Here is a 22,947-nt window from a genome sequence, read left to right as displayed (position 1 = left end):
CCTGCTGCTGGCACAGGAAAACCGCCATGCCCGTATTGCTTATTGCCGACGACTCCATGTTCCAGCGATTTCAGGCCGCCAAGACCGCCACGGAAGCCGGCTTCGACGTCATCGAGGCCAAGGACGGCGAGGAATGCCTGCGTCTGGCCCGGGAACAACGCCCCCGCGCCCTGCTTCTTGACCTCAACATGCCCGACCCCGGCGGCGTGGCCGTGCTGGAAGTCCTGTCCCGGGAACTGCCCGACATCCAGGTCTGCGTGGTCACGGCCGACATCCAGGAGACCACCCGGGCGCGCTGCATGGAACTCGGGGCCAGGGAGTTTCTCAACAAACCCGTGGATCAGGCTGCCCTGCGCGAGACCCTGGCCGCCCTGCTCTAGACGGGCACGCCCCCACAACCGCCATGACACTTTCCTCCTTGCAGCTCGACATCTTGCAGGAGCTGATCAATATCGGCGTCGGTCGGGCCGCCGGCATGCTCAACCAGATGGTCAACACCCACATCCAGCTCCAGGTGCCGGTCCTGCGGGTCTTGGCTCCGGACCAGTTGGCCAAGCTCTACGCCACCCGCCCCAACTCGGTCTTCTCAGCGGTCCAGCTGGCCTTTACCGGCGAATTCGCCGGCATAAGCGCGCTTATTTTTCCGCCGGAATCCGCTGCCAAGCTCATCAACGTGGTGCTCGGCAACGGAGCCATGCCCGGCGCGGACGGCTCCATGCGCACGGCCACACTCCAGGAGGTGGGCAACATCGTCTTAAACGGCGTCATGGGGTCCATTGCCAACATCCTGGGCGAACCCCTGCGCTATTCGCCGCCGGACTACCTGGAGGCCGACATCAGCTCCATCATCGGCCAGGGCGACGGCATGATCCTGGTGGCCAGCACCCAGTTCAGCATGAAGGACCATCTCATCGACGGCGAAGTGCTCATCATCTTCAGCCTCACCTCCTTTGACTCCCTGCTCACCTCCATCGACGCCCTGGCTGCCGGCTGACCCACCCTAGAACTCGTAGCGAAGCCGCAGCGTTCCCCCCGGCGCGCCGCCAACCCCATAGCGCTTGAGCCGCGAACCGCTCTCCCGGTAAAAGGTCATGGTCCCAGGCAGGGCGTAAAACGCCCCAAGCCCCAGGCAAAGCCCCGGAGCCGGCTCCAGGTCGACTCCGGCTCCGAGCCGGGCGGCAAAAAGGCTGACCGTGCCGCCCGGGACCGTCGGATTGTCGTCGTCAAGCCTGTAGGTTCCGCTTTCGATGTCCCCGGTGGCCCGAAGCGTCCACCACGACCCGCCCCGCCAGGCCACCTCGGTGCGCGGCAAGCCGAAATTGGCCGTCAATCCGGGCACGGAAGCCGGTTCGTAGCGCAGCCCGACCACCGGCACGGGCTGGACATCCACCGGGGTCACGGATGCGCCGCCGCCCAGGGTCACGGCCCACTGGCTGCCCATGGGCACGACAATGCCGGCCAGGGCCGTGCCGCCAAGGCCTCTGCTGTCGGCCTGCTTTTCAAAGCCGAGATCGCCCCGCAAGCCGACAAAGCCGGCCACATCGCCCCACAACCCGCCCTTGAGGGTGACGCCGGCGTCAAAGCGGGTCAGGTTTTCAAATGGAGCCCGGCCGCCAAAGGGCAGGCGGATGGCCTTGGAAAAATCGTACTGCCCGGTGGTGCCGCCCAGATCCAGGGCGAGGGTGCCGGTGTCGTAGGCAACCCGGCCCTCCTCCTGCCACACCGAAACCGTGGCCCCGGACACCGTGGCTGCGGCCGTGTAGCTGCCGCCGGCCTCGACGCGCAGGCCGCGCCCGCGCTCCGCGCCTTTTTTACGATTGGCCGCGTCCATGGCGGCCAGATCCTCTTCCAGGGCCACCCCGGCCCGATCATCCCCCCGGGCCTCGCCCAGGGCAGCCAACAGCAAGGCCAGGGCAAGCAGGCCCAAGCCTAGGCACCATGGCCCAAATGTGGTCAGACGGCCCTTGCCCGGCAACGCGTTGCTCCGCTTCCTCTGATGCATACGATACTCCTTTGTGATCCGCCGATTGCAGCCGGCTCGCGCTGTACGCCCGGACCCGGGCGCTTTTTCCCGAGGTTTTGCCTCCCTGCCGGAGGCCCTGCCGGTAAAAAAGTCACTCATCGGTGACATTGAGTCCCAAAAAAAGGCCGCGGCTACTCCGGGCCAAGCGCGCCCCGGATGATGCGGCCGATCATGGCCTCCAGGCGATCCCAGCTGGCCGGGTTATCGAGAGGCAGGCCGGCAAAGTTTGGTTCGTGCAGTTCCCGCACGACCAGATGGTGGATGGCCGCACCGATCAGGGCTCTGAATGCGGTGAGGTCCACCGGCGGCAAGGCCACGCCGGTGGCGACCAGTTCCAGGAAATCCTGCCCTACCTCGGCCCGGGTGGTATCCAGGGCCTCGGTCAGTTCATTGTGTTCGAGAAACCGCCAGGACAGAATTTCCTGGGTCAACGGCCGCGACCGGATGGCGCGCAGATAGTTCCGGGACGCCGCCACCATCCGTTCGGTGAAGGACAGGGCCAAAAAGGCCTGCCTGTCGCCGCCAGCCAGTTCGTCCACATCGGGCCAGAAATCGCCCTCCCGGGAAAAAGCGGCCACCAGCCCGGGCAATCCATCGAAATACCGGTAGATGAGCACCTTATCCACCCCGGCCTCCCGGGCCACGGTATTGACCCCGACCGCCCGAAAGCCCTGCCGGGCCAGCACCCGGCCCACAGCGGCAATAAGCCGGCGTTTGGTGGCTTCGCGGTCCTTGGGCGCACGGGCGGCGCGGCTGTGGCTGGTGTCCATGGCCCTTCTTTGTCACTGGCAGGTGACATTGTCAACGGCTTTCTCGCCCCAAAACCGTCGGCCGCAGCCAAGGGCCGCCCCCTGACAGAGGGCGTTCGTATTTTGTGAGCAATGCCGTTTTATTGCAGCCCGGTGGCGGGCTTTTGCGCCGACGCGGGCTTGTGGCGGCGGCCTAGCGGACCAGCCGCCGCCGCATCCCGGCCAAAGACAGGACCAGGAAGATTGCGGCAAAGACGGCCAGAAACAAGGCATGCCCCAGGGATGCCGGGCTTAAAAGGCCCAGGCAGGCCGACCGGGTCAGTTCGGCCAGATGGTACAGCGGCAGCACCGTGGCCATGGACGCTGCCCAGGCCGGCAGGCCGCCCAGGGGGAAAAAGGTCCCGGAAAAAAGAAACATCGGGGTGATGACCAGAAAGATCGGCAGGTTGAACATGTCGATGGACGAGGTGACGCTGGTGGTGGCCATGCCCATGGCCCCGAAGGCCAGGCCGCCGAGAAAGGCAATGGGCAGGACGACCAGCGCCTGCCAGCTCGGGGCATAGCCCAGGGCGGCAATGACCCCGAGCATGAGCGTGGCGGCAATAACCGCCCGGGTGGCCCCCCAGACGATCTCGGCCACGATGATCTCCTCGACCGTGAGCGGCGTGGCCAGCAGCGCGTCGTAGGTCTTCTGGTAGAACATGCGCACAAACGAGCTGTAGGACGTCTCCAGGAAGGCCTGCCACATGACGGTTGCCGCCAGCATGGAAGGAGCGAAAAAGTCGGTGTAGGCCATGGCCCGGCCGTTCCAGACCACTTCCGTGATCAGTCCGGAAAACCCCAGGCCAAAGGCGATCAGGTAAAACAGCGGCTCCAGCATGGGCGGCAGGAAATTAATGGCCCAGATGCGGCGATAGACGAGCAGGTTTCGCCGCCACACAGCCCAGAACAGTCCGGTGAAACGGGCATCGGCCGTCATTCGCGAAGCTCCCTGCCGGTCAGGCGCAAAAACACGTCTTCCAGGGTGGCCGTCCGGATAAAGCCCGACTCGGCGCAAAACCGTTCCCGCAAGGCCAGCAAGGCCGCCTTGTCGTCGCCGTAGGCGATAAGCCGCCGGCCCGAGCGGTCGAACCGGATGCCGGCCTCGGCCAGGTGCACGGCCATGGCCTCTTCCGGGGACTCCACTTCCAGGGCGTAGCGTCCGACGCGCTCGGCCATGAGCCCGGCCGGCTCCCCGGTAACCACCACCTGGCCGTGGTCGATGATGCACAACCGGTCGCAAAACCGCTCGGCCTCCTCCATGGCGTGGGTGGTGAGCAGGATGGTCAGGCCTTGGCGTTTGAGGTCGAGCAGACGGTCCCAGAGGGTGTTTCGCGACTGGGGGTCAAGGCCGGTGGTCGGCTCGTCGAGAATGAGCAGTTCCGGGCGGTTGATGATGGCCCGGGCCAGCATGAGGCGCCGCGCCATGCCGCCGGAGAGTTCCTCGTACTGGAAGCGTTTTTTGGCTTCCAGGGCAAAAAAGGCCAGCAGTTCGTCGGCCCGGATCCGGGCCTCGGCCCGGGGGATGCCGAAGTAGCCGGCAAAGACGAGCAGGTTTTCCAGGACGCTCAGGTCCGGGTCGAGGGTGTTGCCCTGCTGGCAGACCCCAAGCCGGGACTTGATGCGGCGAAATCCGGTGCGGATGTCCTGGCCGAAGACCGTGATGGACCCGCCCGAGGCCGGGGAGAAGCCATAGATCATGCGGATGGTGGTGGTTTTGCCGGCACCGTTGGGGCCAAGCAGGCCAAAGCACTCGCCCCGGCTAACGGCAAAGCTGACGTCGCGCACGGCCTCAAAGGCGCCATAGGTCTTGCGCGCCCCGGAAACGGCAAGGATCGGTTCGTCGTGCGGCTGTTCCATCGGCCCTTTCTACGCCAAGACGCCTCCCTGCGCCAGACTGTTTTGCCCGGAAGCCGCCCGGTTCCCTTGCCGGATTGTCATGCCCGGGCAAGGTTGTGCTGAGGCGGCATCGGGTAACAGGCTCGGACAATACGGAGGTGTGCCTATGTTTTCCGGTTTATTGCAGCCCATGCACCTGCTTCTCATCCTGGGTGTGGTCCTTATTATCTTCGGTCCGGGCAAATTGGCCAACATCGGCCACGACCTCGGGAAATCCGTCCGGGATTTCAAGGCCGCCATGGAAGAGCACCACGTGACCACAGAGTCCATCGAAGCCGCGGCCAAGCCCGACGTCCAACCCGCTCCCCGGGCCATGGAAACGGCCGCAGAAGCCCGGCCGGCCGAAAAGGCCTGATCCCGTCCGGTTTCGTGTCAGGTTGAACGGCTTTGGCAATCGAAGTCGTCAAGATCCTGCAAGGACAGCCGCTTGTCCACGGCCGAGGCGGCCACTACCTGGTTTCGGCCACAGTGTTTGGCCACATACAGGGCGATGTCCGCCTCATGCTGCAGCTTTTCAGGGGTTTTGTCCCCATGGCCGGCGCTGACGCCGATGCTGACGGTCTGCCTGATGCGTATTTCCCCGTCGCAATACGGTGTCGCGGCCAGCATCGCCCGTATCCGTTCCAGGAGTGCTGCGGCCGCCACCTCCTCGACGCCGGGCAAAATCACGGCAAACTCTTCACCGCCAAGACGGGCCAGGACATCGCCTGCCCGCAGATGGCGCTGGAGCAGGCCGGCCACGTGGCATAATATGCTGTCCCCCATCCCATGGCCGTAACGGTCGTTGACGAGCTTGAACAGGTCGAGGTCGATCATGGCCAGGGCAACCGGACTGGCATCCCGGGCGCTGACCCGGATAACTTCGGCCATGACTGCAGCAAAGCGGCGACGGTTGGCGCAGCCGGTCAGGGCATCATGCTGGGCCTGATGCCGAAGCTGTTCGTTTAAGCGCACGAGATTGCGCCGCAAGTAGCTGTCCCGGACCAGATAGCCCAAAAGCGACAGCCCCACCACCAGGACAAAGGACATCACCAGCACGGCCAGGGCCAGGCGGATGGGGAACTGGGTCTCCACGCCGGGCAACCCGGCCACCGGTTGAAAGAGATACAGGTGCAGTCCTTCGTCGGGCAGGCGGGCCACCCGCAGCACGGCCGGGGCAAAGGCAGAGGCGGGAGTAAAAAGGGGCACGCCCAAGGCGGTGTACGAAGCGATGGGCAGCACGGGCAGCACCACGCGCTGATACCGGGCCAGCCGCTCCTCGGGCGGCAGGGCCAGGGCCGGCGCGTCCGGCACGGCCATCAGGAGATGGCCGGGATCGTTGGCCAGGACGATGATGCCCTGGTCGTCCGTGATGAAGCCCGAGGTGAAATGCAGGGGTTTGGCCAAGGTGGGCAGGTCGATCTTGGCCGTGGCCACCCCGAGAATCTCCCCCCCGTCCCGGACAGGGGTGGCGAAGTGGAAGCCCGGCACGGTCGAGACCCGGCCCACCACGAACTGGGTGGCCGGCTGGCCGGACATGGCCAAAGAAAAATACTCGCGGTCGCGGAAATCACGACTCACCAGGCTTTCGGCGTTGGCAAAATCGTTTGAGGCCACACAGCGGCCGTCGGCGGCAAGAATGAAGACCCGGTGCAGATCCAGATCCCGGGCAAACTCCTGAAGATAGCGGTCAAATTCTCCAAGCAGGGCCGGCGTCGGCTGGCGCAGCAGCGAAACGACCCGGCCATCGCCGGCCAGAAGACGGGAAAGCTTGCGCATGCGGTCAAAGGCAGCCTGCACCCGGGCCAGGACTTCGGCTTCCTCCAGGGCGGCCTGATGCCTGGCTTCGGCCACGGCCTGGATGATGGTGCGCGTTTTCCAGGCCGTGGTGTGGCCCCAGGCCAACAGCAGGATCAGGGGAAAACACACGATGCAGGCCAGGACCACACCCCGGACGGGATTGGTCTGGAAAAGGGTGTGCAGCCGCGACAGCAGGGCCTGACGCCGTTGCAAGCTTTGAGGGACGGCTGTAATCGGGCGACGTGTGGATGTCATACGGTTCAAGGAGTACCCGGCCGTTCGGCCAAACACAATGCCTCAACCCATCATGCGCTCTGAAACATTCCTCCCGGCCTGCAATCTCCCGGTACAAGACAATTGATACCCTGCTTTGACAATAGTTTTTATGGCAACAACCCCGCCTGTCCAGTCTTTCACAGCAGCCAAGCGCCGTCCCCCGCCCTAGCCTCGTGTCGCAACGTCCTTGTCCAGACGCAGGGATCGGCGGAAGCGCTTGTCCAAGGTTTCCTCGAAAAAGTCCTGGAGCACCCGGCGGTATTTCTTCAGGTAGTACTGGCGGTCAAAAAATTTCTGCTTGTCACGATACTTGATCAGCGTCGAGGGGTTGAAGTAGGCCACGGCGTTTTTGGGGGTGAGCACAAAGGGCGGCAGGCCCTCCTGGACCAGGATGTAGCTGGCGACCAGAGCCCCGGTGCGGTGGTTGCCTTCGAGAAAAAGCTGGGGCTGGCTCACGCCCAGGACATAGACCCCGGCGGCCCGGCGGGTGGCGCTTTTGTGGCGTTTGCGCTCGTACCAGTCGGCAATGCCGCCGATGCCGTCGGCAAAGCGGTGGCGGGTCTCCAGCAGGTGGGAACCGTATTCCAGGCGCACGCTGTCGTTGGAGCCGCAAAGGACGATGTGGTTGAGTTCGAGGATGTGATCGAGCCCGGACGGCGAGAACACCTCCACCCCGTCTTCCAGAAGCTGGTCCACATAGGCATAGCCTTCGAGCAGGTTGCCGATGATCTGATTGGTCAGCGGTTCGCGGCGCATGAGCAGCTTCTCATTGACCCGTTCGAAATCGCTTTGCACGGAATGCAGGGATTCCTCGATGCGATCGAGGTTGAGGCGGTGTTGCTTGTGGCTGCTCATAGGGCCGGGCGTCCTTTCCGCGTCCACCGTGGCAGGCCCGGGCGGCGGCGGTCCATGGGATGTGCCGCAAGGCGGCGGCCTTGTCCACTACCGAAAAAAGGCCGCCCCGACGAATCGGAGCGGCCTTTGGCGGTCTTGTCAGGGCTGCCTAGGCAGCGGTCGCGCCCTGGTAGGGACGACGGGGGCGCTGGCTGCCATCGCGCTGGTTGCCGCCGTCGGCCAGGCCGAAGGTGGTGCGGCGGTCATCGTTGCGCGGACGGTCGGTGCGCGGACGCTCGCCGGCCGGACGGTCGCTGCGGGGACGGTCGGCAGCCGGGCGTTCGCCAGCCGGACGGTCATTGCGCGAACGGTCGCCCTGGGCCGATTCAGCCTGGGCCGGACGGCCGGAGCGGTCGCCGTAGCTCGGACGGGACCGATCGCCGTAGCTCGGACGGGACCGGTCGCCGTAGTTCTGGCGGCCACGGGCCGGGTAGCGCGGGGCCGGGGCGCTGCGGCGGAATTCGCCCGGCTCCGGCTCAAAGCCGGCCAGCTCGCGGCGGGGCAGGGCCTTTTTCATGTGGGACTCGATGGCCCGGACCATGCCGACATCTTCGCCGGTGACGAAGGTATGGGCCTGGCCGTCATGTTCGGCCCGGCCGGTGCGGCCGATGCGGTGGGTGTAGGCTTCGGCGGTGTCCGGGATATCGAAGTTGATGACGTGTCCCACCTGGGAGACGTCGATGCCCCGGGCGGCAATGTCCGTGGCCACCAGCACCTGGAACGCGCCGCGGCGGAAGCCTTCCATGGCGATCTGGCGCTGACGCTGGGACAGGTTGCCCTGCAGGCAGGTGGCCTTATGGCCGGAACGGCACAGCTGCAGGGCCAGATTCTTGGCCCGGTGCTTGGTGCGGGTGAAAACGATGACCGACGATTTTCCGGCCTCGCCGAGCAGATGCAGGAGCAACGGAGCCTTCTGGTTGTGGGACACCGGGTAGATGGCGTGTTCCACGGTGGCCAGGGGGGCCATGTTGCCGATGCGCACGGCTACGGGGTCGGAAAGCGTCTCACCGGCCAGGCCGGAGATGGCCGGGGGCATGGTGGCGGAGAAAAGCAGGGTCTGGCGCTTGGTCGGCAGGGCGGCCAGGATGCGCTTGATGTCCGGCAAAAAGCCCATGTCGAACATGTGGTCGGCTTCATCGAGGACCAGCGTCTCCAGGCCGTCGAAACGGACGTTGCCCTGGTTCAAATGGTCAAGCAGGCGACCGGGGCAGGCCACCACGATGTCCACGCCCTGGCGCAGGGCGCGGGTCTGGGGGAACATGCCCATGCCGCCGTAGATGACGGCGGCGCGCAGCTTGGTGCCGCGCATGAAATCCAGGGCGGAACGGAAAATCTGTTCAGCCAACTCCCGGGTCGGGGCCAGGATCAGGGTCCGTGGCGAGCGCGACTTGGCCGGGGTGGTCAGCAGACGATGCAGGATGGGCAACAGGAAGGCGGCGGTTTTGCCGGTTCCGGTCTGGGCCAGACCCATCAGGTCACGTCCTTCGAGGATGTGGGGGATGGATTCGGTCTGGATGGGGGTCGGGTTTTCGTAGCCGATGCGCTTGATGTTGGCGACAAGGGCAGAATGCAGGCAAAAAGAATCGAAGCTCAAAAGGATATCCTTTGGCAAGACGTGTAACCGCGCTGCTTGAAATCGCGCGCGGCGGCGATCGGCGATGCGAGAAACGGAAGCTGCGGGCCGCGTCAGGAATCGTAAGATCGGGGCCAGTGGCCATCGGGGGGGAGAAGGCGTTCCGGGTGGGAGCGACCGGTTTGCAGCGAGACCGTGTCGCGGGAACGATGCCCTGGGCCGATGAATGCCAAGACGTCAGAATACGGATTTTACGGAAGTTGTCAACCGGGCAGTTTGAAAATCGCCTTGGATTTTATCCGGTCCCGGTGTAACCAGCCGGGAACAAGGGAGTTTCCATGAAGGACCAGAAACGGGCCACGCGCTACGGGCTGGCCACGGTGGCCATGTGGTCCACGGTGGCCTCGGCCTTCAAGCTGTCCCTGGCCCACCTGACCCCGCTCCAACTGCTCCTTTACGCCAGTCTGGCCTCGTGCCTGACCCTGGCCGGCATTCTGGCCGCAACCGGCCGCCTTGGGGCCCTGCGCCGGTTCACCCCGGCCCAGTGGCGGCGCTCGCTGTATCTTGGCGCGCTCAACCCCTTTCTCTACTACACCATCCTCTTTGCCGCCTACGACCTGCTCCCGGCCCAGGAGGCCCAGCCGCTCAATTACACCTGGGCCATCACCCTGTCGCTTTTGGCCGTCCCCATGCTCGGCCAGAAGCTGCGCAGCCGCGACCTGCTGGCCATTCTGGTCAGCTACTCCGGGGTAGTGGTCATCTCCACCCACGGCGAGGTGCTTGGTATGCACTTTGCCAGTCCGTCCGGGGTGGCCCTGGCCCTTGTGTCCACGGTGATCTGGGCCCTTTACTGGATACTCGGCGCCAGGGACGACCGCGACCCGGTGGCCGGGCTTCTCGCCAATTTCCTGTGCAGCCTGCCGCTGACCCTTCTCGCCGTGCTGTGTTTCTCCGACCCGTTCCCGGCCTCCTGGCCGGGCCTGGCCGGTGCCGCCTACGTCGGTGTCTTCGAGATGGGGCTGGCCTTTGTCACCTGGCTGACGGCGCTTAAATGCGCGGAAAACGCCGCCCGGGTGGCAAACCTGATCTTCCTGTCGCCGTTTTGCTCGCTGCTGCTGATTCATTTCTTCGTGGGCGAGGCCATCTTGCCGTCCACGGTGGTGGGATTGGGGCTGATTCTGGCCGGGCTTGGGGTGCAGCGGCTGAAAACAGGCCAATAAAGCCGCACGAACAACACAAGGACCATACCCCTTCCCCGTCTCGTCGGCAGTCAAGCCACTTTCCCGAATCCGAAAGCGCTCTCCGTATCAAAACTGAAAATACAAAAAATCCGTGGCATTGGATAGATTCGTCACCACCACGAAAAAAAGCAGCCCCAGCAGCACCGCCCAGGCCACAGTCGGCCGCCACTGCATGGGGCGCGGCGCAGGCGATTCGCCCGGAGCCAGGAAGGCCTCGATGCGCGGTCGCACACCGGCCATGATCTGCTGGGTGTTGGGCGCAAAAAAAACTCACCGCAGCGCAGCCGGCCAGGGCGCTCCACACCGGCCAGTCATAGAGAGGCCCCCCTGCCCCGCCACCGGCCCCGAAAAGGGCCGCATACACCCGGCCGGCCGTCGGCAGGGTATCAGCCCGAAAAAGCACCCAGGCCAGGGCCGTCAGGGCGAACGTTCCGGCCACGGCCGCGCCCCGGCCCGCCCGGCCCGCCGGCCCGGCCGCGCCGCGCAGTCGGGTGGCGGCGTGGGTGGCGGCCAAGGCCAGCCCGTGCACCCCGCCCCACAGGATAAAGCCATAGCCCGCCCCATGCCACAGGCCGCCAAGAAGCATGGTCACAAGCAAGTTGGCGTATTGCCGCAGCGCCCCGTGCCGGTTGCCGCCAAGGGGGATGTAGAGGCACTCGCGCAGAAACCAGGACAGGGTGATGTGCCAGCGCCGCCAGAACTCCACGATGCTTTGCGACTTGTAGGGTGAATCGAAATTGACCGGCAGCTCGATCTTAAAGAGCAGAGCCAACCCGATGGCCATGTCCGAGTAACCGGAAAAATCGAAATAGATCTGGAAGGTGTAGGCCAGAACCCCCACCCAGGCGGCCGCCCCGTCCAGGGGGCCGCCGGCGGCTGCCTGGCTGAAGACTGCATTGGCATAGGGTGCGATCAGGTCGGCGACGAGCACTTTTTTGACCAGCCCCAGGGTGAGCCAGGCAAAACCCGAGGCCATAAACACCGGTGACAGCCCGAAAAAGGCCCGGGAGGCCAGTTGGGCCAGGATGTTTTTGTACTTGATGATGGGACCGGCAATGAGATGGGGGAAAAAGGTGACGCAAAAGACGTAGTCGAGAACATTGAATTGCGTCACCGCGCCGCTTCGGATGTCGCGCAAAAAAATGATCTGCTGGAAGGTGAAAAAGGAAATGCCAAGCGGCAGGACGATCGCCGGTGCCGGTACAGACAGGCCAAACAGGGACAGCACCTCGGTGAGAAAAAAGCGCGTGTACTTGAAATAGGCGAGCAGGGCCACGTTGGCGGCCACACCGAGCCGAAAGACCAGATTGCGCCGGGCCCGGCCGGCCTCCCCCGGGGCGGCGGCAATGGTGCGGGCCAGCAGGTAGTTGGCGGCAATGGAGGCCAGGATGACCGGCACATCGGCCACGGCAAACCAGCCGTAAAAAGCCAGGGAACAGACAATCAGCCAGACCTTGGCCGGCCGGCGGTCGTCCCGGCCGGCCAGCAGGGCGAACCCGGCAAAGGCCAGGGGCAGGAAGGCAAAAAGAAAGATATAGGAATTAAAAAGCATTGACCGGCCTGCGGTGGCTGCTCCCCGGGACAGGGGGGACGGGCGGGACGCACCGGGCCGGCGAAAGGCGCCGGGCCAGGGACGGACGGGACGGCCGGCGCTTCACGGCTTCTCCGTGACAATGGCAAAGGCTGTAAACGCAGCGGCATACCCGGTGGGGTCGTCGGGAACAAAGGCCATGCCGGACTGGTTGAATGCCTTGTAGTCGATGGTGATGGAGTTGAGGCCCGCCTGTCCGGGGAAGGTCAGGGCAAAGGTTTCCTCTCCTTCCATCCAGGGGTGGGCCTTGGGCAGGGGCAGGATTGCGGCGGCATCATTGGCCGTGATGGTCAACGTCTGGTCGGGCACGGGGTTGTTGACCCGAAAAGTCAGGCGCACGGTACGCGGCAGCGGCAGGACAAAGGCCACAACGGTGCGAGGCCCCACGCCCCAACGCCAGTGGTGCCCGTCCCGCTGCTCAGGCGTCAGCAACCCGGCCACCTTGAAATCCGGCGGCAGGTGGCTGGCTGCGTCAAGCAGGTCCACGGCAAAGGTGGCCCGGGCCTCGCGCTCCCGGCTCTGCTGCCGTAAGCGCCAGACCTCGCGCCCGCCGGCTGCCGCAGCCCCGACCAGCCCCAGGCAAAGGGCCCAGGCCGCCAGCCGCAACACCCGCCGCCGCCCCTCTCCCAGGGCGGCCAGGGCCTGTCGCCGCCGGCCGGCCAGCCAGACCATGGCGGCCTGGAGCCGGTCGGGCAGGGCAAGACGCAGGGTGCGGTCATCTGCGGCCAGGATGCCGGCCATGTCCAGCCCCCCGGGCGGCGGGAGGGCCTCAGGGGCATACCCGGCCAGGGTCTGGCGCAAGGCCCGGGCCTGGGACTCGAACCGGACAAGAGCCGTCCGGGCGGCGGCCAAGTCGCCGGCATCGAGCAACCGCTCGAGGCCGGCCCGCAAGGCAGCCACTGCGGCATACTCCCGGCGCAAGGAAGCGGCCGCGTCGGCCGCAGGCGAAGTGAAAAACCGGATCACGATCCGCTCCGGGGAGCGCGGCCGAGCACCATATCGATATAGGCCGCGTTGTCCCGGGCGTACCGGGCATGACCGGCCTCAAACCGGGCCGCGTCGGCAGCGGCGTCAGCCGGGGTCAGTTCCCGGCCAAACCCTGGCACGCCTTCCTCGCCGGCCAGCATCCGGCGCAGCATCAGATTGCCGACGTCGCGCTTGTAGTGGAAGGAATCGGCAAAATAGTCGAGATCGTCCCGCAATCCGTCGGCCGTCAGCACCGGCTCGGTGGTGATGGCATTGTAGCCGGAAAAATCCCACAGGGCGATGTGCGGCCCCACACCGTCGGCATTGGCCTCGGCCGTCAGGGCAATAACCGCCTGCCGCCAGGCAAGGTAGGTGTCCCACAGGCCGGCTTCGCGCAGCACGTCATACAGGACGGCATGGAAGGGATTGATGAGCACGGAGGTTTCGATGCCCTGGTTGCGGCAATAGCGCAGCAGGCTTTTGAAGTCTTCAAGGGACGAGACACCGGTCCGGGCATTGGCAAAGGCGAAGTTCCGGTAAAACTGGAGCACGGCCGGATAGAAGCCGACATAGCGATTGTGCGCAACGGGCGGCGTCGCCGGCGGGGCGGCCGGGGCCGGGGCATCGGCCGGAGCTGCCGCCGGGGCGGGGCCTGGACTGTCGGGCGAAGCCACGGCCGGAGTCGCGGGCGGCGCTGGCGGCCGGCTTTTGGCAATGGTCTCGACCCCCTTGGCCAGGGCGTCGCGGGAAAACAGGAGCCGGCAGACATCGCTTATGATGTCGCCGGGCAGCCGGCCGGGCTGGCCGAGAAAACGCTCGGCATCGGTCTTGTCAAAAGGGGTGTAGCCGGTGTTAAACCCGAAAAAATCCAGGGCAATGACCGCGCGCCGAAGCGGCGTGACCGTGTTGGCATGGACAAGCATCCGTCGGGCCATGGGAAAATCGGCATGGGCCATGCCGGCGTTGTAGCAGTGCATGACTTCGTCCGGGTACAGGGCGGCCAGATCCGGGCAGAAGATGTCGCGGGCGCGTGAGGAGCCGACGATGAGGGTGTCGTAGTTGCCGCGAAGGACCACGTAGGGTTTGGTGACGTGGTCGGGCAGGGTCTTGACTGTGGTCAGGCCGGCAATCGGCGGCATGCCGAACACGCCGTAGGGATCGACGCCAATGGAAAACACGGCGACACCGCCGCAGCCCACGGCCACGACAGCAAGGAAGACGGCGAGGAATCGCGTATGGGCATCCATGAGCGGCATTGTCCGGGGGAATGCGCCCGGCAACACGGCCCACAGGCGGAACCGTTGCACCAGGACACCGGCAAGCTGTGCCATCCAACCGCCGCGCCTGTCAAGACCGTCTCTTTACCACACTGGAATAACTATAATTCATTACGACAACACGGCCACAACAAGAGTCCCAGGCGTTACTGCAACACCGTCCAACGGCCGTCGATTTTTTTGAGACGCAGCACGGTTTGTTTGGCGCCGCCGACGGACAGCGGCCCAAGCGAGGCCGAGGAGACGATGGTGACGGTTGCTTCGTAAACGCCATCGGCCTTGCGCTCGGTCTTGTCCACCACGAAGCGTTCGATGGCCATGACATTGTTTAAAAGGCCCAGGACATCGTTGCGCTGGATGGCGCTGCGAAAGGCCAGTTCCACCTCGGCGTCCGACGGCCCCCCAAGGGAACAGGCAGGGAGCAGGGCCAGGGCGGCAAGAAGGACGCAGACGGCAAGGCGTTTCATACGGCCTCCGAAAGTGTTTGGGTCAAAGAGTCTTGCACCTCATGAGGCGGGAACGTCAATCGGTATAAAACTGCCAATTGTTTCCTGCTCTTTTTTTATAGTATACATTGCAATATCGGCTTTTCTGAGAAGCTCATCCGGATTATCCCCGTCGCCAGGATACATACTGATTCCAATGCTTGCACCAAGTACAAGCATGTTCGAATTGAAGTGCATAGGCGCTGCCAATGTCGATACGATTCTTTCGGCAATTATTTCTATTTCAGACTTGGTTTTGAGCGCTTCGAGCAGAACAGAAAATTCATCGCCGGCCAGCCGGGAGACCGTGTCTCCATTTCGCACACTGGACAAAAGCCGTGCGCTGGCTTCTTGCAAAACAGCATCTCCGGCCTGATGCCCGAAATTATCATTTATTTGTTTAAAATTGTCTAAATCAATAAACAACACAGCCAAAGAACAGCCGGCATGTTCCGCCTGGGAAATTGATCTTTCGAGCTTTTCAAAGAAAAGAACGCGGCTGGGAAGTTTCGTAAGCGTATCGTACAAAGCGAGTTGCTTAAACCTTGCCTCCGACGATTTAATTATTTCATGCGACTCCGTGAGCTCTTCAATGCCAACCCTAAGAGATCGTATATGACCTTCAAGGGCCTCTTCGAGCAATACACGGTTTTCCTCACTTCGCGTGAGTTTTCGCTTGAGTATGCGGATTTGTTTTTCAAGATCTTCGGGTTGCATATTATTAAAGCTAAAATCAAGATCAATATTTATCATTCACCAACAAGGAGTGTCACAAAAGTTGTCCCATGAAATCGAAAAGAACTATCTGACTGTACTGGGCCAAATTCTCCATAACAATAAAATCCAGAGAACGGTATATCCGGCAACAGTCTCTTAACTGTTTCATATTCTTCAATGATTTTCGTTCCCATAATCATTTTTCGCCCGGCACACGAGAACACCAGGGCTGCAGCAATTTTCTTGCCGGGATAACGGTCAATTGCACCTTGAACTGACTCCAGGCATGAGCTTGCTATCACGTCTCTATCCGCTGTCCCTATCTGTACTTCAGCATCTTCTGGCACATAGCCATTCAAAGAAACGCTTCCCAGTTTTGAATCAGAGCTTGGAGCACTAAGAACATAATAATCATCAGAGCAATCTGGAAACACCGCCAAACAATAATTCATGAACATGTCGATATCTCCAATATAGTGCCTGAAATAGTCATACGCGGTACGGTGGCCTATTTTGTAAAGTGTATTTTTTTCAACATGACTCACGGTTTCTCTTAAACCCAAAGGAGAATGGCCTCCCCTTATGCCAAATGAAAAATGGACCTCGCCCGCAAAGAGAAGCAAGACAACACTATCCGTTGCGACGGTATTATTAATCATTTGGTAGGTCTTCCGTCGCTTGGAATGGGCGGCAGCCACCCCGCCAAAGACAGGAAAATTTTCACCTAAAACTTTTTTTATGCCAATATCGACGCCGGATATACCCGCACTTATTGGGTCAGACAGAATAACTGCAAATTTTTCATGCCCTTTCTTGTTTTGCAATTTGCTGACACACTGAAGGGCGGCCTGCTCTCCTGCCAGGGCTCCTTCAGAGGAAACTCCAAAGCCACTGCCTGATCGGATCTCTACCGTATCAGAAACAAAGAAAATCAAAACGAGAGAATCATCCGTGAAGCCTGAATGCGAACAGATTTCACCGTCTGTCGTGCAACCTATTAAATCTATAGATGGAAATTCTTTATTTACAATATCCAATATCACGCTGTGATCATACTCGATCGAGCAGAATAGAATCGCAGCTTGCGGCAGGCGATTTCCGAGCCTGGGCCTTATCTGTGACAACGCCTCTTCTGTTGCTTCTCTTTCCAGAACATCTTCACTTTGTCCTACCAATGCATCAAACATTTTTCACTCCGGCGGCAATCTATCTGCCAACACCATAAATATATTGATGAATAATCAAAAAAACACCCTGCCATACTTTAAATGATTCAACTATTGATCTTGAAACGATAGATGCCATGCTTTTCCCATCGCTTTTGCATTTTATTGAAGGATATCGCCCTGCATTGACTACACGAAATGGGCCATAAAACAATTTTATACACTTTTATTTATTGATCAGTCGTAGTCGTCATTCGCTCTGTTTGCATCAACTTTGAGCGGTTAACGGTCATTCATGACACTGGATCTACCGTAGAACCTGTCACCATACAGACTCAATAGTAAATAATACAACACCACGCAATGGTTTTGTGACGCACTGTCGTATCGTTTAATGCCCTAAAATAACAGCCTATTTATTTCTGTTCTCCGTTTCGCAATCACAACTCGCCCCACCCGTTCGGACGATCCGCCAATGACCACCCTGCCCAGAAAAAAAAACCGGGAGCGGTCTCCCGCCCCCGGCTGTTTCACTTCCGTTTTCCGTTGGTGCAAAGCGTTGCTGCGCTGCCCTACTCCACCCACTCATCATCCGCGTCAATGGGCGTAAAGCCGCGACGGATGGTGTTTTCCGTGACCACCCGCGGATCGACGAACTGGAGCAGGTAGTCCGGGCCGCCGGCCTTGGAACCCACACCGGACATCTTGGAGCCGCCAAAGGGCTGGCGGCCGACCATGGCCCCGACGCTGTTGCGGTTGAGATAGAGGTTGCCCACCCGGAACTCGCGGCGCGCCTTTTCCAGATGGCGGGGGCTTCGGCTGTAGACGCCGCCGGTCAGCGCATAGCGCGTCCCGACCGCCCACTCGATGGCCTCGTCAAAGCTTTTCGCCCGCATGACCGACAGCACCGGCCCGAAGATCTCCTCCTGGGCCAGCCGGTGTTCGGGGCGGATGCCCTCGACCACCACCAGCGGCGCAAAATAACCCGGCCCTTCGACCGTGCGCTCGACCAGCACCCGGCCTTCCTGCCGGGCCAGGGCGGCATACTCGCGCACCTTGGCCTGCTGGCCGGCGTCCACCACCGGTCCCATGGCATTTTGCGGGTCTTCGGCCGGGCCGATTTTCAGGCACTCGCAGGCTTCTTTGAGCCGGGTCGTGAAGCGGTCGTAAATGGAATCGACCACGATGACCCGGGAGCAGGCCGAACACTTCTGGCCCTGGAACCCAAAGGCCGAATAGGCAACGCCGAGCACCGCTTCGTCGAGGTCGGCGTCGTCGTCCACGATGATGGCGTTTTTCCCGCCCATCTCGGCAATGACCCGCTTGCAATACTCCTGGCCCGGCTGCACCTTGGCCGCCTTTTCGATGATGCGAAGGCCCACGTCCATGGAGCCGGTGAAGGCAATGGTGCTGACCGCCGGATGCTCGACCAGATAGTCGCCCATGACCGAACCGCGGCCGGGGCAGAAGTTGAACACGCCGTCCGGCAGCCCGGCCTCCTTGAAGATGTCCACCAGCCCGTGGCCGATGAGCGAGGCCAGGCTTGAGGGCTTGAAGACCACGGTGTTGCCGGTGACAATGGCGGCCGAGGCCATGCCGAGGGAAATGGCCAGGGGGAAGTTCCAGGGCGCAATGACCGCAGCCACGCCCTTGCCTTCGTAGAAAAGGTGGTTCTTCTCGCCGGGCTCGCGGCCCATGCGGCGCGGCGTGCCGATGCGCACGGCCTCGCGGGCATAGTATTCGAGAAAATCAATGGCCTCGCCCACATCGTTGTAGGCCTGATCCCACTGCTTGCCGACTTCGAGCACCTGCACGGCGGACAGGGCCACGATCTCGCGCCGGGCAATGGCCGCGGCCTTTAAGAGCACGTCGGCCCGCTCCCTGGGCGTCTTGTCGCGCCAGGGACCAAAGACGGCCTTGGCTGCGGCAATGGCCGCGTCCACCTCGGCAATGCCGGCCTGGCACACGCTGGCCAGCACTTCGTCCGGATCGGCCGGGTTGACGGTCGGAATGCGGTCGCCGGTTTCCATGGCCTTGCCACCGATGAAAAGCGGGATCACGCGGCCGGCCCTGGCCCGGACAGCGGCAATGGCGGCCGGGAAGGCGGTGCGCAGTTCGGCAACGGTGAAATCGGCCAGGGGTTCGTCGCGAAAGGCGGTCAGGCCGTCAATGCCGGCCGGCTCGGCTTCGCGCACCGGCTGGCGGGCCAATTCCCGCGCCAGGGTCTTTTCGGGATTTTCCAGCAGCACGTCCTCGGCCTCGCCGTCGGCAAAGCTCTGGCGCAAAAACGACTCGTTGGCGGTATTTTCCAGAAGCCGCCGCACCAGATAGGCCATGCCCGGCAACAGCTCGCCGTAGGGGCAATAGAGCCGCACCCGGCCGGCCACCTTGAGCAGTCCCTTGCGCACCGGCTCGGCCATGCCGTAAAGCGCCTGGAACTCATAGCGGGAATCGGCCACGCCAAGCTCGGAGGCCGTCTCCATGACGCAGGCAATGGTGCGGATGTTGTGGGAGGCGCACTGGAAATAGATCAGGTCGCTGTTTTCCAGAATGATGCGCGAGAGCTTTTCATGGGCCAGGTCGGACTCGGGCTTCTTGGTCCACACCGGCACCGGCCAGCCCATCTGCTTGGCCACCACCGTCTCGTAGTCCCAGTACGCGCCCTTGACCAGCCGGATGCCAAACGGCAGCCCCTCGGACCGGCCCCAGGCGATCAGTTCGCGCAAATCGTGTTCGGTGTCGCGCAGATAGGCCTGCAGCACGATGGACAGATGCGGATAGCTGCGAAATTCCGGCTCGCTGCGCAGGCGCTTGAACAGTTCGATGGTGATGTCTTTGTATTTGACCTGCTCCATGTCGATGCAAAGCGCACCGCCCATGGCCACGATCTTGCGGTAGACCGGCCGCATCCGCGACAGGATGCCCTCAACCGAGCCCTCGAAATCCATGGGCCGGGCCTGGGAAAAAAGGGCCGACGGCTTGATCGAGGCATTGACCCGGGGCGCGCTGCCCCAGTCCAGGCCGCCCTCGCCCGGAGCAAAGGCCTTCCAGGAGCCCTGCTCGGCGGCAATGGCGTCGAGCACTTCCAGATAGCCGTCGCGGTAGGCGTCGGACTCGCCCTCGGACACCGTGGCCTCGCCCAGGAGGTCGACGGTGAAGGCAAAGCCGTCCTTGCGGATCTTGGCGATATTCTTAACGGCTTCTTTGGTCTTCTCGCCGACAATGAACTGGCGCGCCATGCCCTCGATATTGGAACGGATGGCCTTGCCCATGAGCTTGGCCGCCACACCCCCGAACATGCCCGACTTTTCCGCCCCCCACTTGAGCACCGACGGAATGTCCCCGGCGTCGCCGCCCGAGAAATACTCCTCGATGTGGCGCGACAGGTTGTCCGACGTGGTCAGGTAGGGCAACACATCCACGAACCGGAACAGCTGGACCTTGAAGGCCTCGTTCTGCATGGCCCAGTCCATGACCTTGCCGGTCCAGAAGCCCTTGTTGAAAATAGAGGGCGACTCGCCCCGGATGCTGGCGAAAAAGGCCTTGCCGCGCTGGGCAATAGCCTCGTCGAGCTGCGATTGCATCATTCCTCTCCCGGTTGTGGCAACGCTCCCAGGGGAAGCGCCCCGGTTTCCTTGACGGTTTGCAGCACCACCGTGGTATTGGTGTCGCGCACGGTGGAGAGCCGGCCAATGACCTTGAGCAGATCGGCAAGCGATCTGGTGTCCGGGGCGCGCACCTTGATCAGGTAGGCGGCCGTCCCGGCCACGTAGTGGACCTCCTGGACGCCCGGCACGGCAGCCAGCTGCTGGCCGGTGTCAATGGCCCCCACCGGCTCGTCGGTCTTGACGAAGGTGAAGGCTGTGAGATCAAGTTCCACCTTGGACGGATCGATGCGGGCCTCGTAGCCGGTGATGACGCCCTTGCGCTCAAGCTTGCGCACCCGCTCGAGCACCGCTGACGGGGCCATGGAAACAGCCCTGGCAATGTCGGCGTTGGACGTGCGCGCGTTGTCCTGAAGGATCATCAGAATCCGGCGGTCGATTTCGTCGATCATTCTTGTTATCTCCTGATATTGAGTTAAAAATTCGATTTTGCCCATCTTGTCAAGTGGTTTCTTCTGTTTGGCCCAGTCAGAAACCGAACAACCTTCGGGGATGAAAATATGGCGCGATTCAAGGCTGTTGGACTGTTTCTCGGGCTGTGGCTGCTGGCGGCAACCGCCCTGGCCGGGAACGACTATTCCCTGACCATCCTCCACACCAACGATATCCACGCCCACCTGGCCGCCTTCGACGAATTCGGGGCCTTTTGCGACCAGGCCAAAGACGCGGCCGGCAAATGCCAGGGCGGCGCGGCCCGGCTGGCCACAGCCGTGGCCCGGCAGCGGGCCAAAGGCGGCAACAGCCTGCTGCTCGACGCCGGCGACCAGTTCCAGGGGACGCTGTTTTTCACCAAATACAAAGGCGAAGCCGCGGCCTTTTTCATGAACCGCCTGGGCTACGACGCCATGGCCCTGGGCAATCACGAATTCGACGACGGCCCGGCCACTTTGGCGAATTTTATTCGGTCCCTCAAGTTCCCAATGCTCGGGGCAAATGTCGATGTCGCAGCCTCACCCGACCTCAAGGGCCTTGTCACACCGTATATCGTTCGTGAAATTGGCGGGGAAAAAGTCGGCATCATCGGCCTGGGCCAGCCCAAGACCGCCCAGATGTCCAGCCCCGGCCCCACCGTCACCTTCGCCGCCGCTGCCGGGCCGGTCAAAAAAGCTCTGGCCGAACTGCACAGCCAAAACGTCCGCATCATCATTGTGCTAAGCCACCTGGGACTGACCGGCGACAAGAAACTCGCCGCCGCCGTGCCCGGCATCGACCTCATCGTCGGCGGCCACAGCCACGTGCTGCTCGGCAACGATTACCCCGAAGCCGTCGGCCCCTGCCCGCTGGTCATCGATGGCCCGGACGGCGGCCAAACCCGTATCGTCACCGCCGGCTACTGGGGCCGCTACCTCGGCAGCCTGACCGCCACCTTCGACGCCGACGGCAACATCACCGCCACAACCGGCAACCCCATCCGCCTCGACGCCGCCATGCCCGAAGATCCCGCCACCCTGGCCGAAGTGGACCGCTTCGCCAAACCCCTCGACGCCTTCCGGACCACCGTCGTCGGCCAGACCACCAAGGCCCTGGGCGCTGCCATGTGCCGCCAGGAAGAATGCACCGCCGGCGACGTCCTGGCCGAATCCCTGCTGGCCGGCGGCCGCCGCCTCGGCGCAACCCTGGCCCTGGCCAACGGCGGCAGCATCCGCGCCGGCATCGCCCCCGGAAAAATCACGCTCGGCGACGTGCTCACCGCCTACCCCTTCCCCAATACCCTCACCGTCCTCACCCTGACCGGCGCCGACCTCAAAGCCGCCCTGGAACACGGCGTCGCCAACGTCGGCCTCACCGACGGCACCGGCCGCTTCCCGCAAGTCGCCGGCTTGACCTACACCTACAACCCCGCCGCGCCAGCCGGCAGCCGCATCACCTCCATCGAAACCGCCGACGCCAACGGCCACTTCACAGCCCTCACTCCCAACGCCGACTACCGCATAGCCGTCAGCGACTTCCTCTTTCGCGGCGGCGACAACTACACCATGCTCGGCAAAAAAGGCCGCGACGTCGAAGCCGACGGCATGGCCGTGGCCGATCTCATCGTGGCATGGCTCGGCGCACACGACCCACTCCAGTTGGAACTGGACGGACGCATCGCAGTCGCGAAATAAGAGAAGAAGAAGAACTGGGGCGTTGCCCCAGACCCCACCAGGAGAGGCGCTGCCTCTCCTGGACCTCTCCGCCGGGACGCTGCCCCGGACCCCGCCGGGGGGGATCATCCCCCCCGGACCCCCCTGGATTGGGGGGCGCATGGTGCGGACGGGGTAAGGGACCGGGAAGGGCGCGGAGGCGCGGGAAGACTGTTGGCGCGGGAGCGCTTGGCGGCTGTGCCGCATGGTTGGTTGGAATCGGGGCCGCCGACACTCCCCGCGAAGCGCGGGGAGCACGGCGGCCCCGATTCCAACCAACCGGTTCGCCCGGAAAGGCAGTAGAACCAACGGGACGACACATCCACGTTTCTCTAAAAAACACTTCCCCTTTCAGGAAACACCCATCTTTCAGAAATGCGTCCGGGCCGGTTTTGCGCGAGGCTTTGATCGCGCAAAACCGGCCCCGACGCTGGCGAGTTGGGGTCTGGGATTTGGCTGGCGGTTCCGGGCGGCTTCCGGCCGG

At 62.9% G+C, this 22,947-nt stretch carries 19 protein-coding genes and 1 pseudogene; 5 read left to right on the top strand and 15 right to left on the bottom strand.

Going from position 1 to position 22,947, the window contains the following annotated elements:
* The first annotated feature begins 26 nt into the window (after window positions 1-26).
* Window positions 27-380, top strand: coding sequence for a response regulator (locus tag DVDV_RS05035; protein WP_075353623.1), 354 nt, complete (start codon window positions 27-29; stop codon window positions 378-380).
* Between the two features lie 23 nt (window positions 381-403).
* Complete coding sequence (locus DVDV_RS05030; RefSeq protein WP_075353622.1) at window positions 404-994, top strand: chemotaxis protein CheC; 591 nt, start codon at window positions 404-406, stop codon at window positions 992-994.
* A gap of 6 nt (window positions 995-1,000) precedes the next feature.
* On the opposite strand, the gene DVDV_RS05025 is transcribed toward DVDV_RS05030, so the two are convergent.
* The 4 genes from DVDV_RS05025 to DVDV_RS05010 all read right to left on the bottom strand — a co-directional run bounded on the left by DVDV_RS05025 (window position 1,001) and on the right by DVDV_RS05010 (window position 4,671).
* The gene (locus DVDV_RS05025; RefSeq protein ID WP_254845258.1) at window positions 1,001-1,927 is read right to left on the bottom strand and encodes a hypothetical protein; all 927 of its coding nucleotides are present in this window, start codon (window positions 1,925-1,927) and stop codon (window positions 1,001-1,003) included.
* A gap of 227 nt (window positions 1,928-2,154) precedes the next feature.
* Window positions 2,155-2,793, bottom strand: a complete 639-nt coding sequence (locus DVDV_RS05020; RefSeq protein WP_075353620.1) for a TetR/AcrR family transcriptional regulator — start codon at window positions 2,791-2,793, stop codon at window positions 2,155-2,157.
* A gap of 172 nt (window positions 2,794-2,965) precedes the next feature.
* On the bottom strand, window positions 2,966-3,751 hold the full coding sequence (locus tag DVDV_RS05015) for an ABC transporter permease (protein WP_075353619.1): 786 nt from the start codon (window positions 3,749-3,751) through the stop codon (window positions 2,966-2,968).
* Window positions 3,748-4,671, bottom strand: a complete 924-nt coding sequence (locus tag DVDV_RS05010; protein ID WP_075353618.1) for an ABC transporter ATP-binding protein — start codon at window positions 4,669-4,671, stop codon at window positions 3,748-3,750. Before DVDV_RS05010 ends, DVDV_RS05015 begins: the two co-directional genes overlap by 4 nt.
* A gap of 145 nt (window positions 4,672-4,816) precedes the next feature.
* Here DVDV_RS05010 and tatA point away from each other — a divergent pair, with 145 nt between their 5' ends.
* Window positions 4,817-5,065, top strand: a complete 249-nt coding sequence (gene tatA / locus DVDV_RS05005; RefSeq protein ID WP_075353617.1) for a twin-arginine translocase TatA/TatE family subunit — start codon at window positions 4,817-4,819, stop codon at window positions 5,063-5,065.
* Window positions 5,066-5,082: 17 nt separating this feature from the next.
* On the opposite strand, the gene DVDV_RS05000 is transcribed toward tatA, so the two are convergent.
* The 3 genes from DVDV_RS05000 to DVDV_RS04990 all read right to left on the bottom strand — a co-directional run bounded on the left by DVDV_RS05000 (window position 5,083) and on the right by DVDV_RS04990 (window position 9,253).
* Complete coding sequence (locus DVDV_RS05000; RefSeq protein ID WP_075353616.1) at window positions 5,083-6,702, bottom strand: sensor domain-containing diguanylate cyclase; 1,620 nt, start codon at window positions 6,700-6,702, stop codon at window positions 5,083-5,085.
* A gap of 228 nt (window positions 6,703-6,930) precedes the next feature.
* Complete coding sequence (locus DVDV_RS04995) at window positions 6,931-7,620, bottom strand: hypothetical protein (protein ID WP_075353615.1); 690 nt, start codon at window positions 7,618-7,620, stop codon at window positions 6,931-6,933.
* A 148-nt stretch (window positions 7,621-7,768) separates the two neighbouring features.
* Entirely contained in the window at window positions 7,769-9,253 is a 1,485-nt protein-coding gene (locus DVDV_RS04990) for a DEAD/DEAH box helicase (protein ID WP_075353614.1), read from the bottom strand.
* 317 nt (window positions 9,254-9,570) lie between these two features.
* On the opposite strand from DVDV_RS04990, the gene DVDV_RS04985 reads away from it, so the two are divergent.
* Entirely contained in the window at window positions 9,571-10,452 is an 882-nt protein-coding gene (locus DVDV_RS04985; protein ID WP_075353613.1) for a DMT family transporter, read from the top strand.
* 514 nt (window positions 10,453-10,966) lie between these two features.
* On the opposite strand, the pseudogene DVDV_RS23205 reads toward DVDV_RS04985, so the two are convergent.
* The 8 genes and pseudogenes from DVDV_RS23205 to DVDV_RS04945 form a co-directional block, all read right to left on the bottom strand.
* Window positions 10,967-12,025: pseudogene (locus DVDV_RS23205) on the bottom strand (MBOAT family protein); the annotation flags it as partial.
* 102 nt (window positions 12,026-12,127) lie between these two features.
* The gene (locus tag DVDV_RS04975; RefSeq protein ID WP_075353612.1) at window positions 12,128-13,030 is read right to left on the bottom strand and encodes a hypothetical protein; all 903 of its coding nucleotides are present in this window, start codon (window positions 13,028-13,030) and stop codon (window positions 12,128-12,130) included.
* Entirely contained in the window at window positions 13,027-14,361 is a 1,335-nt protein-coding gene (locus DVDV_RS04970; RefSeq protein ID WP_075353611.1) for a hypothetical protein, read from the bottom strand. Before DVDV_RS04970 ends, DVDV_RS04975 begins: the two co-directional genes overlap by 4 nt.
* Before the next feature lie 92 nt (window positions 14,362-14,453).
* Complete coding sequence (locus DVDV_RS04965; protein WP_075353610.1) at window positions 14,454-14,774, bottom strand: hypothetical protein; 321 nt, start codon at window positions 14,772-14,774, stop codon at window positions 14,454-14,456.
* 39 nt (window positions 14,775-14,813) lie between these two features.
* Window positions 14,814-15,545: a GGDEF domain-containing protein gene (locus DVDV_RS04960; RefSeq protein ID WP_075353609.1), complete on the bottom strand. Its 732-nt coding sequence runs from the start codon at window positions 15,543-15,545 to the stop codon at window positions 14,814-14,816.
* Window positions 15,542-16,696 (bottom strand): FIST signal transduction protein, encoded by a 1,155-nt coding sequence (locus tag DVDV_RS04955; RefSeq protein ID WP_075353608.1) that lies wholly within the window; start codon window positions 16,694-16,696, stop codon window positions 15,542-15,544. The genes DVDV_RS04960 and DVDV_RS04955 overlap by 4 nt, the downstream gene beginning before the upstream one ends.
* Window positions 16,697-17,247: 551 nt before the next feature.
* Window positions 17,248-20,259: a proline dehydrogenase family protein gene (locus DVDV_RS04950; RefSeq protein WP_075353607.1), complete on the bottom strand. Its 3,012-nt coding sequence runs from the start codon at window positions 20,257-20,259 to the stop codon at window positions 17,248-17,250.
* Window positions 20,259-20,732: an Lrp/AsnC family transcriptional regulator gene (locus DVDV_RS04945; RefSeq protein ID WP_075353606.1), complete on the bottom strand. Its 474-nt coding sequence runs from the start codon at window positions 20,730-20,732 to the stop codon at window positions 20,259-20,261. Before DVDV_RS04945 ends, DVDV_RS04950 begins: the two co-directional genes overlap by 1 nt.
* Before the next feature lie 108 nt (window positions 20,733-20,840).
* Here DVDV_RS04945 and DVDV_RS04940 point away from each other — a divergent pair, with 108 nt between their 5' ends.
* A complete protein-coding gene (locus tag DVDV_RS04940; protein WP_075353605.1) occupies window positions 20,841-22,445 on the top strand; it encodes a bifunctional UDP-sugar hydrolase/5'-nucleotidase in 1,605 nt (534 codons plus the stop codon).
* Window positions 22,446-22,947: the final 502 nt, after the last annotated feature.

The sequence above is a fragment of the Desulfovibrio sp. DV genome (assembly GCF_001936595.1).
In the GTDB taxonomy this organism is placed as follows: Bacteria; Desulfobacterota; Desulfovibrionia; order Desulfovibrionales; family Desulfovibrionaceae; genus Solidesulfovibrio.
The sequence above is the reverse complement of the archived record's forward strand: the minus strand, read 5'-3'. Positions and strand labels throughout refer to the sequence as shown.

Bases quoted from the DNA above. Each gene is read 5' to 3' on its own strand.
- DVDV_RS05030 (WP_075353622.1), top strand. From the start codon at position 404: ATGACACTTTCCTCCTTGCAGCTCGACATCTTGCAGGAGCTGATCAAT.
- DVDV_RS04940 (WP_075353605.1), top strand. From the start codon at position 20,841: ATGGCGCGATTCAAGGCTGTTGGACTGTTTCTCGGGCTGTGGCTGCTG.
- DVDV_RS05020 (WP_075353620.1), bottom strand. From the start codon at position 2,793: ATGGACACCAGCCACAGCCGCGCCGCCCGTGCGCCCAAGGACCGCGAA.
- DVDV_RS05010 (WP_075353618.1), bottom strand. From the start codon at position 4,671: ATGGAACAGCCGCACGACGAACCGATCCTTGCCGTTTCCGGGGCGCGC.
- DVDV_RS04945 (WP_075353606.1), bottom strand. From the start codon at position 20,732: ATGATCGACGAAATCGACCGCCGGATTCTGATGATCCTTCAGGACAAC.
- DVDV_RS04965 (WP_075353610.1), bottom strand. From the start codon at position 14,774: ATGAAACGCCTTGCCGTCTGCGTCCTTCTTGCCGCCCTGGCCCTGCTC.
- DVDV_RS04995 (WP_075353615.1), bottom strand. From the start codon at position 7,620: ATGAGCAGCCACAAGCAACACCGCCTCAACCTCGATCGCATCGAGGAA.
- DVDV_RS04960 (WP_075353609.1), bottom strand. From the start codon at position 15,545: ATGATAAATATTGATCTTGATTTTAGCTTTAATAATATGCAACCCGAA.
- DVDV_RS04970 (WP_075353611.1), bottom strand. From the start codon at position 14,361: ATGGCACAGCTTGCCGGTGTCCTGGTGCAACGGTTCCGCCTGTGGGCC.
- DVDV_RS04985 (WP_075353613.1), top strand. From the start codon at position 9,571: ATGAAGGACCAGAAACGGGCCACGCGCTACGGGCTGGCCACGGTGGCC.
- DVDV_RS05035 (WP_075353623.1), top strand. From the start codon at position 27: ATGCCCGTATTGCTTATTGCCGACGACTCCATGTTCCAGCGATTTCAG.
- tatA (WP_075353617.1), top strand. From the start codon at position 4,817: ATGTTTTCCGGTTTATTGCAGCCCATGCACCTGCTTCTCATCCTGGGT.
- DVDV_RS04950 (WP_075353607.1), bottom strand. From the start codon at position 20,259: ATGCAATCGCAGCTCGACGAGGCTATTGCCCAGCGCGGCAAGGCCTTT.
- DVDV_RS04955 (WP_075353608.1), bottom strand. From the start codon at position 16,696: ATGTTTGATGCATTGGTAGGACAAAGTGAAGATGTTCTGGAAAGAGAA.
- DVDV_RS05015 (WP_075353619.1), bottom strand. From the start codon at position 3,751: ATGACGGCCGATGCCCGTTTCACCGGACTGTTCTGGGCTGTGTGGCGG.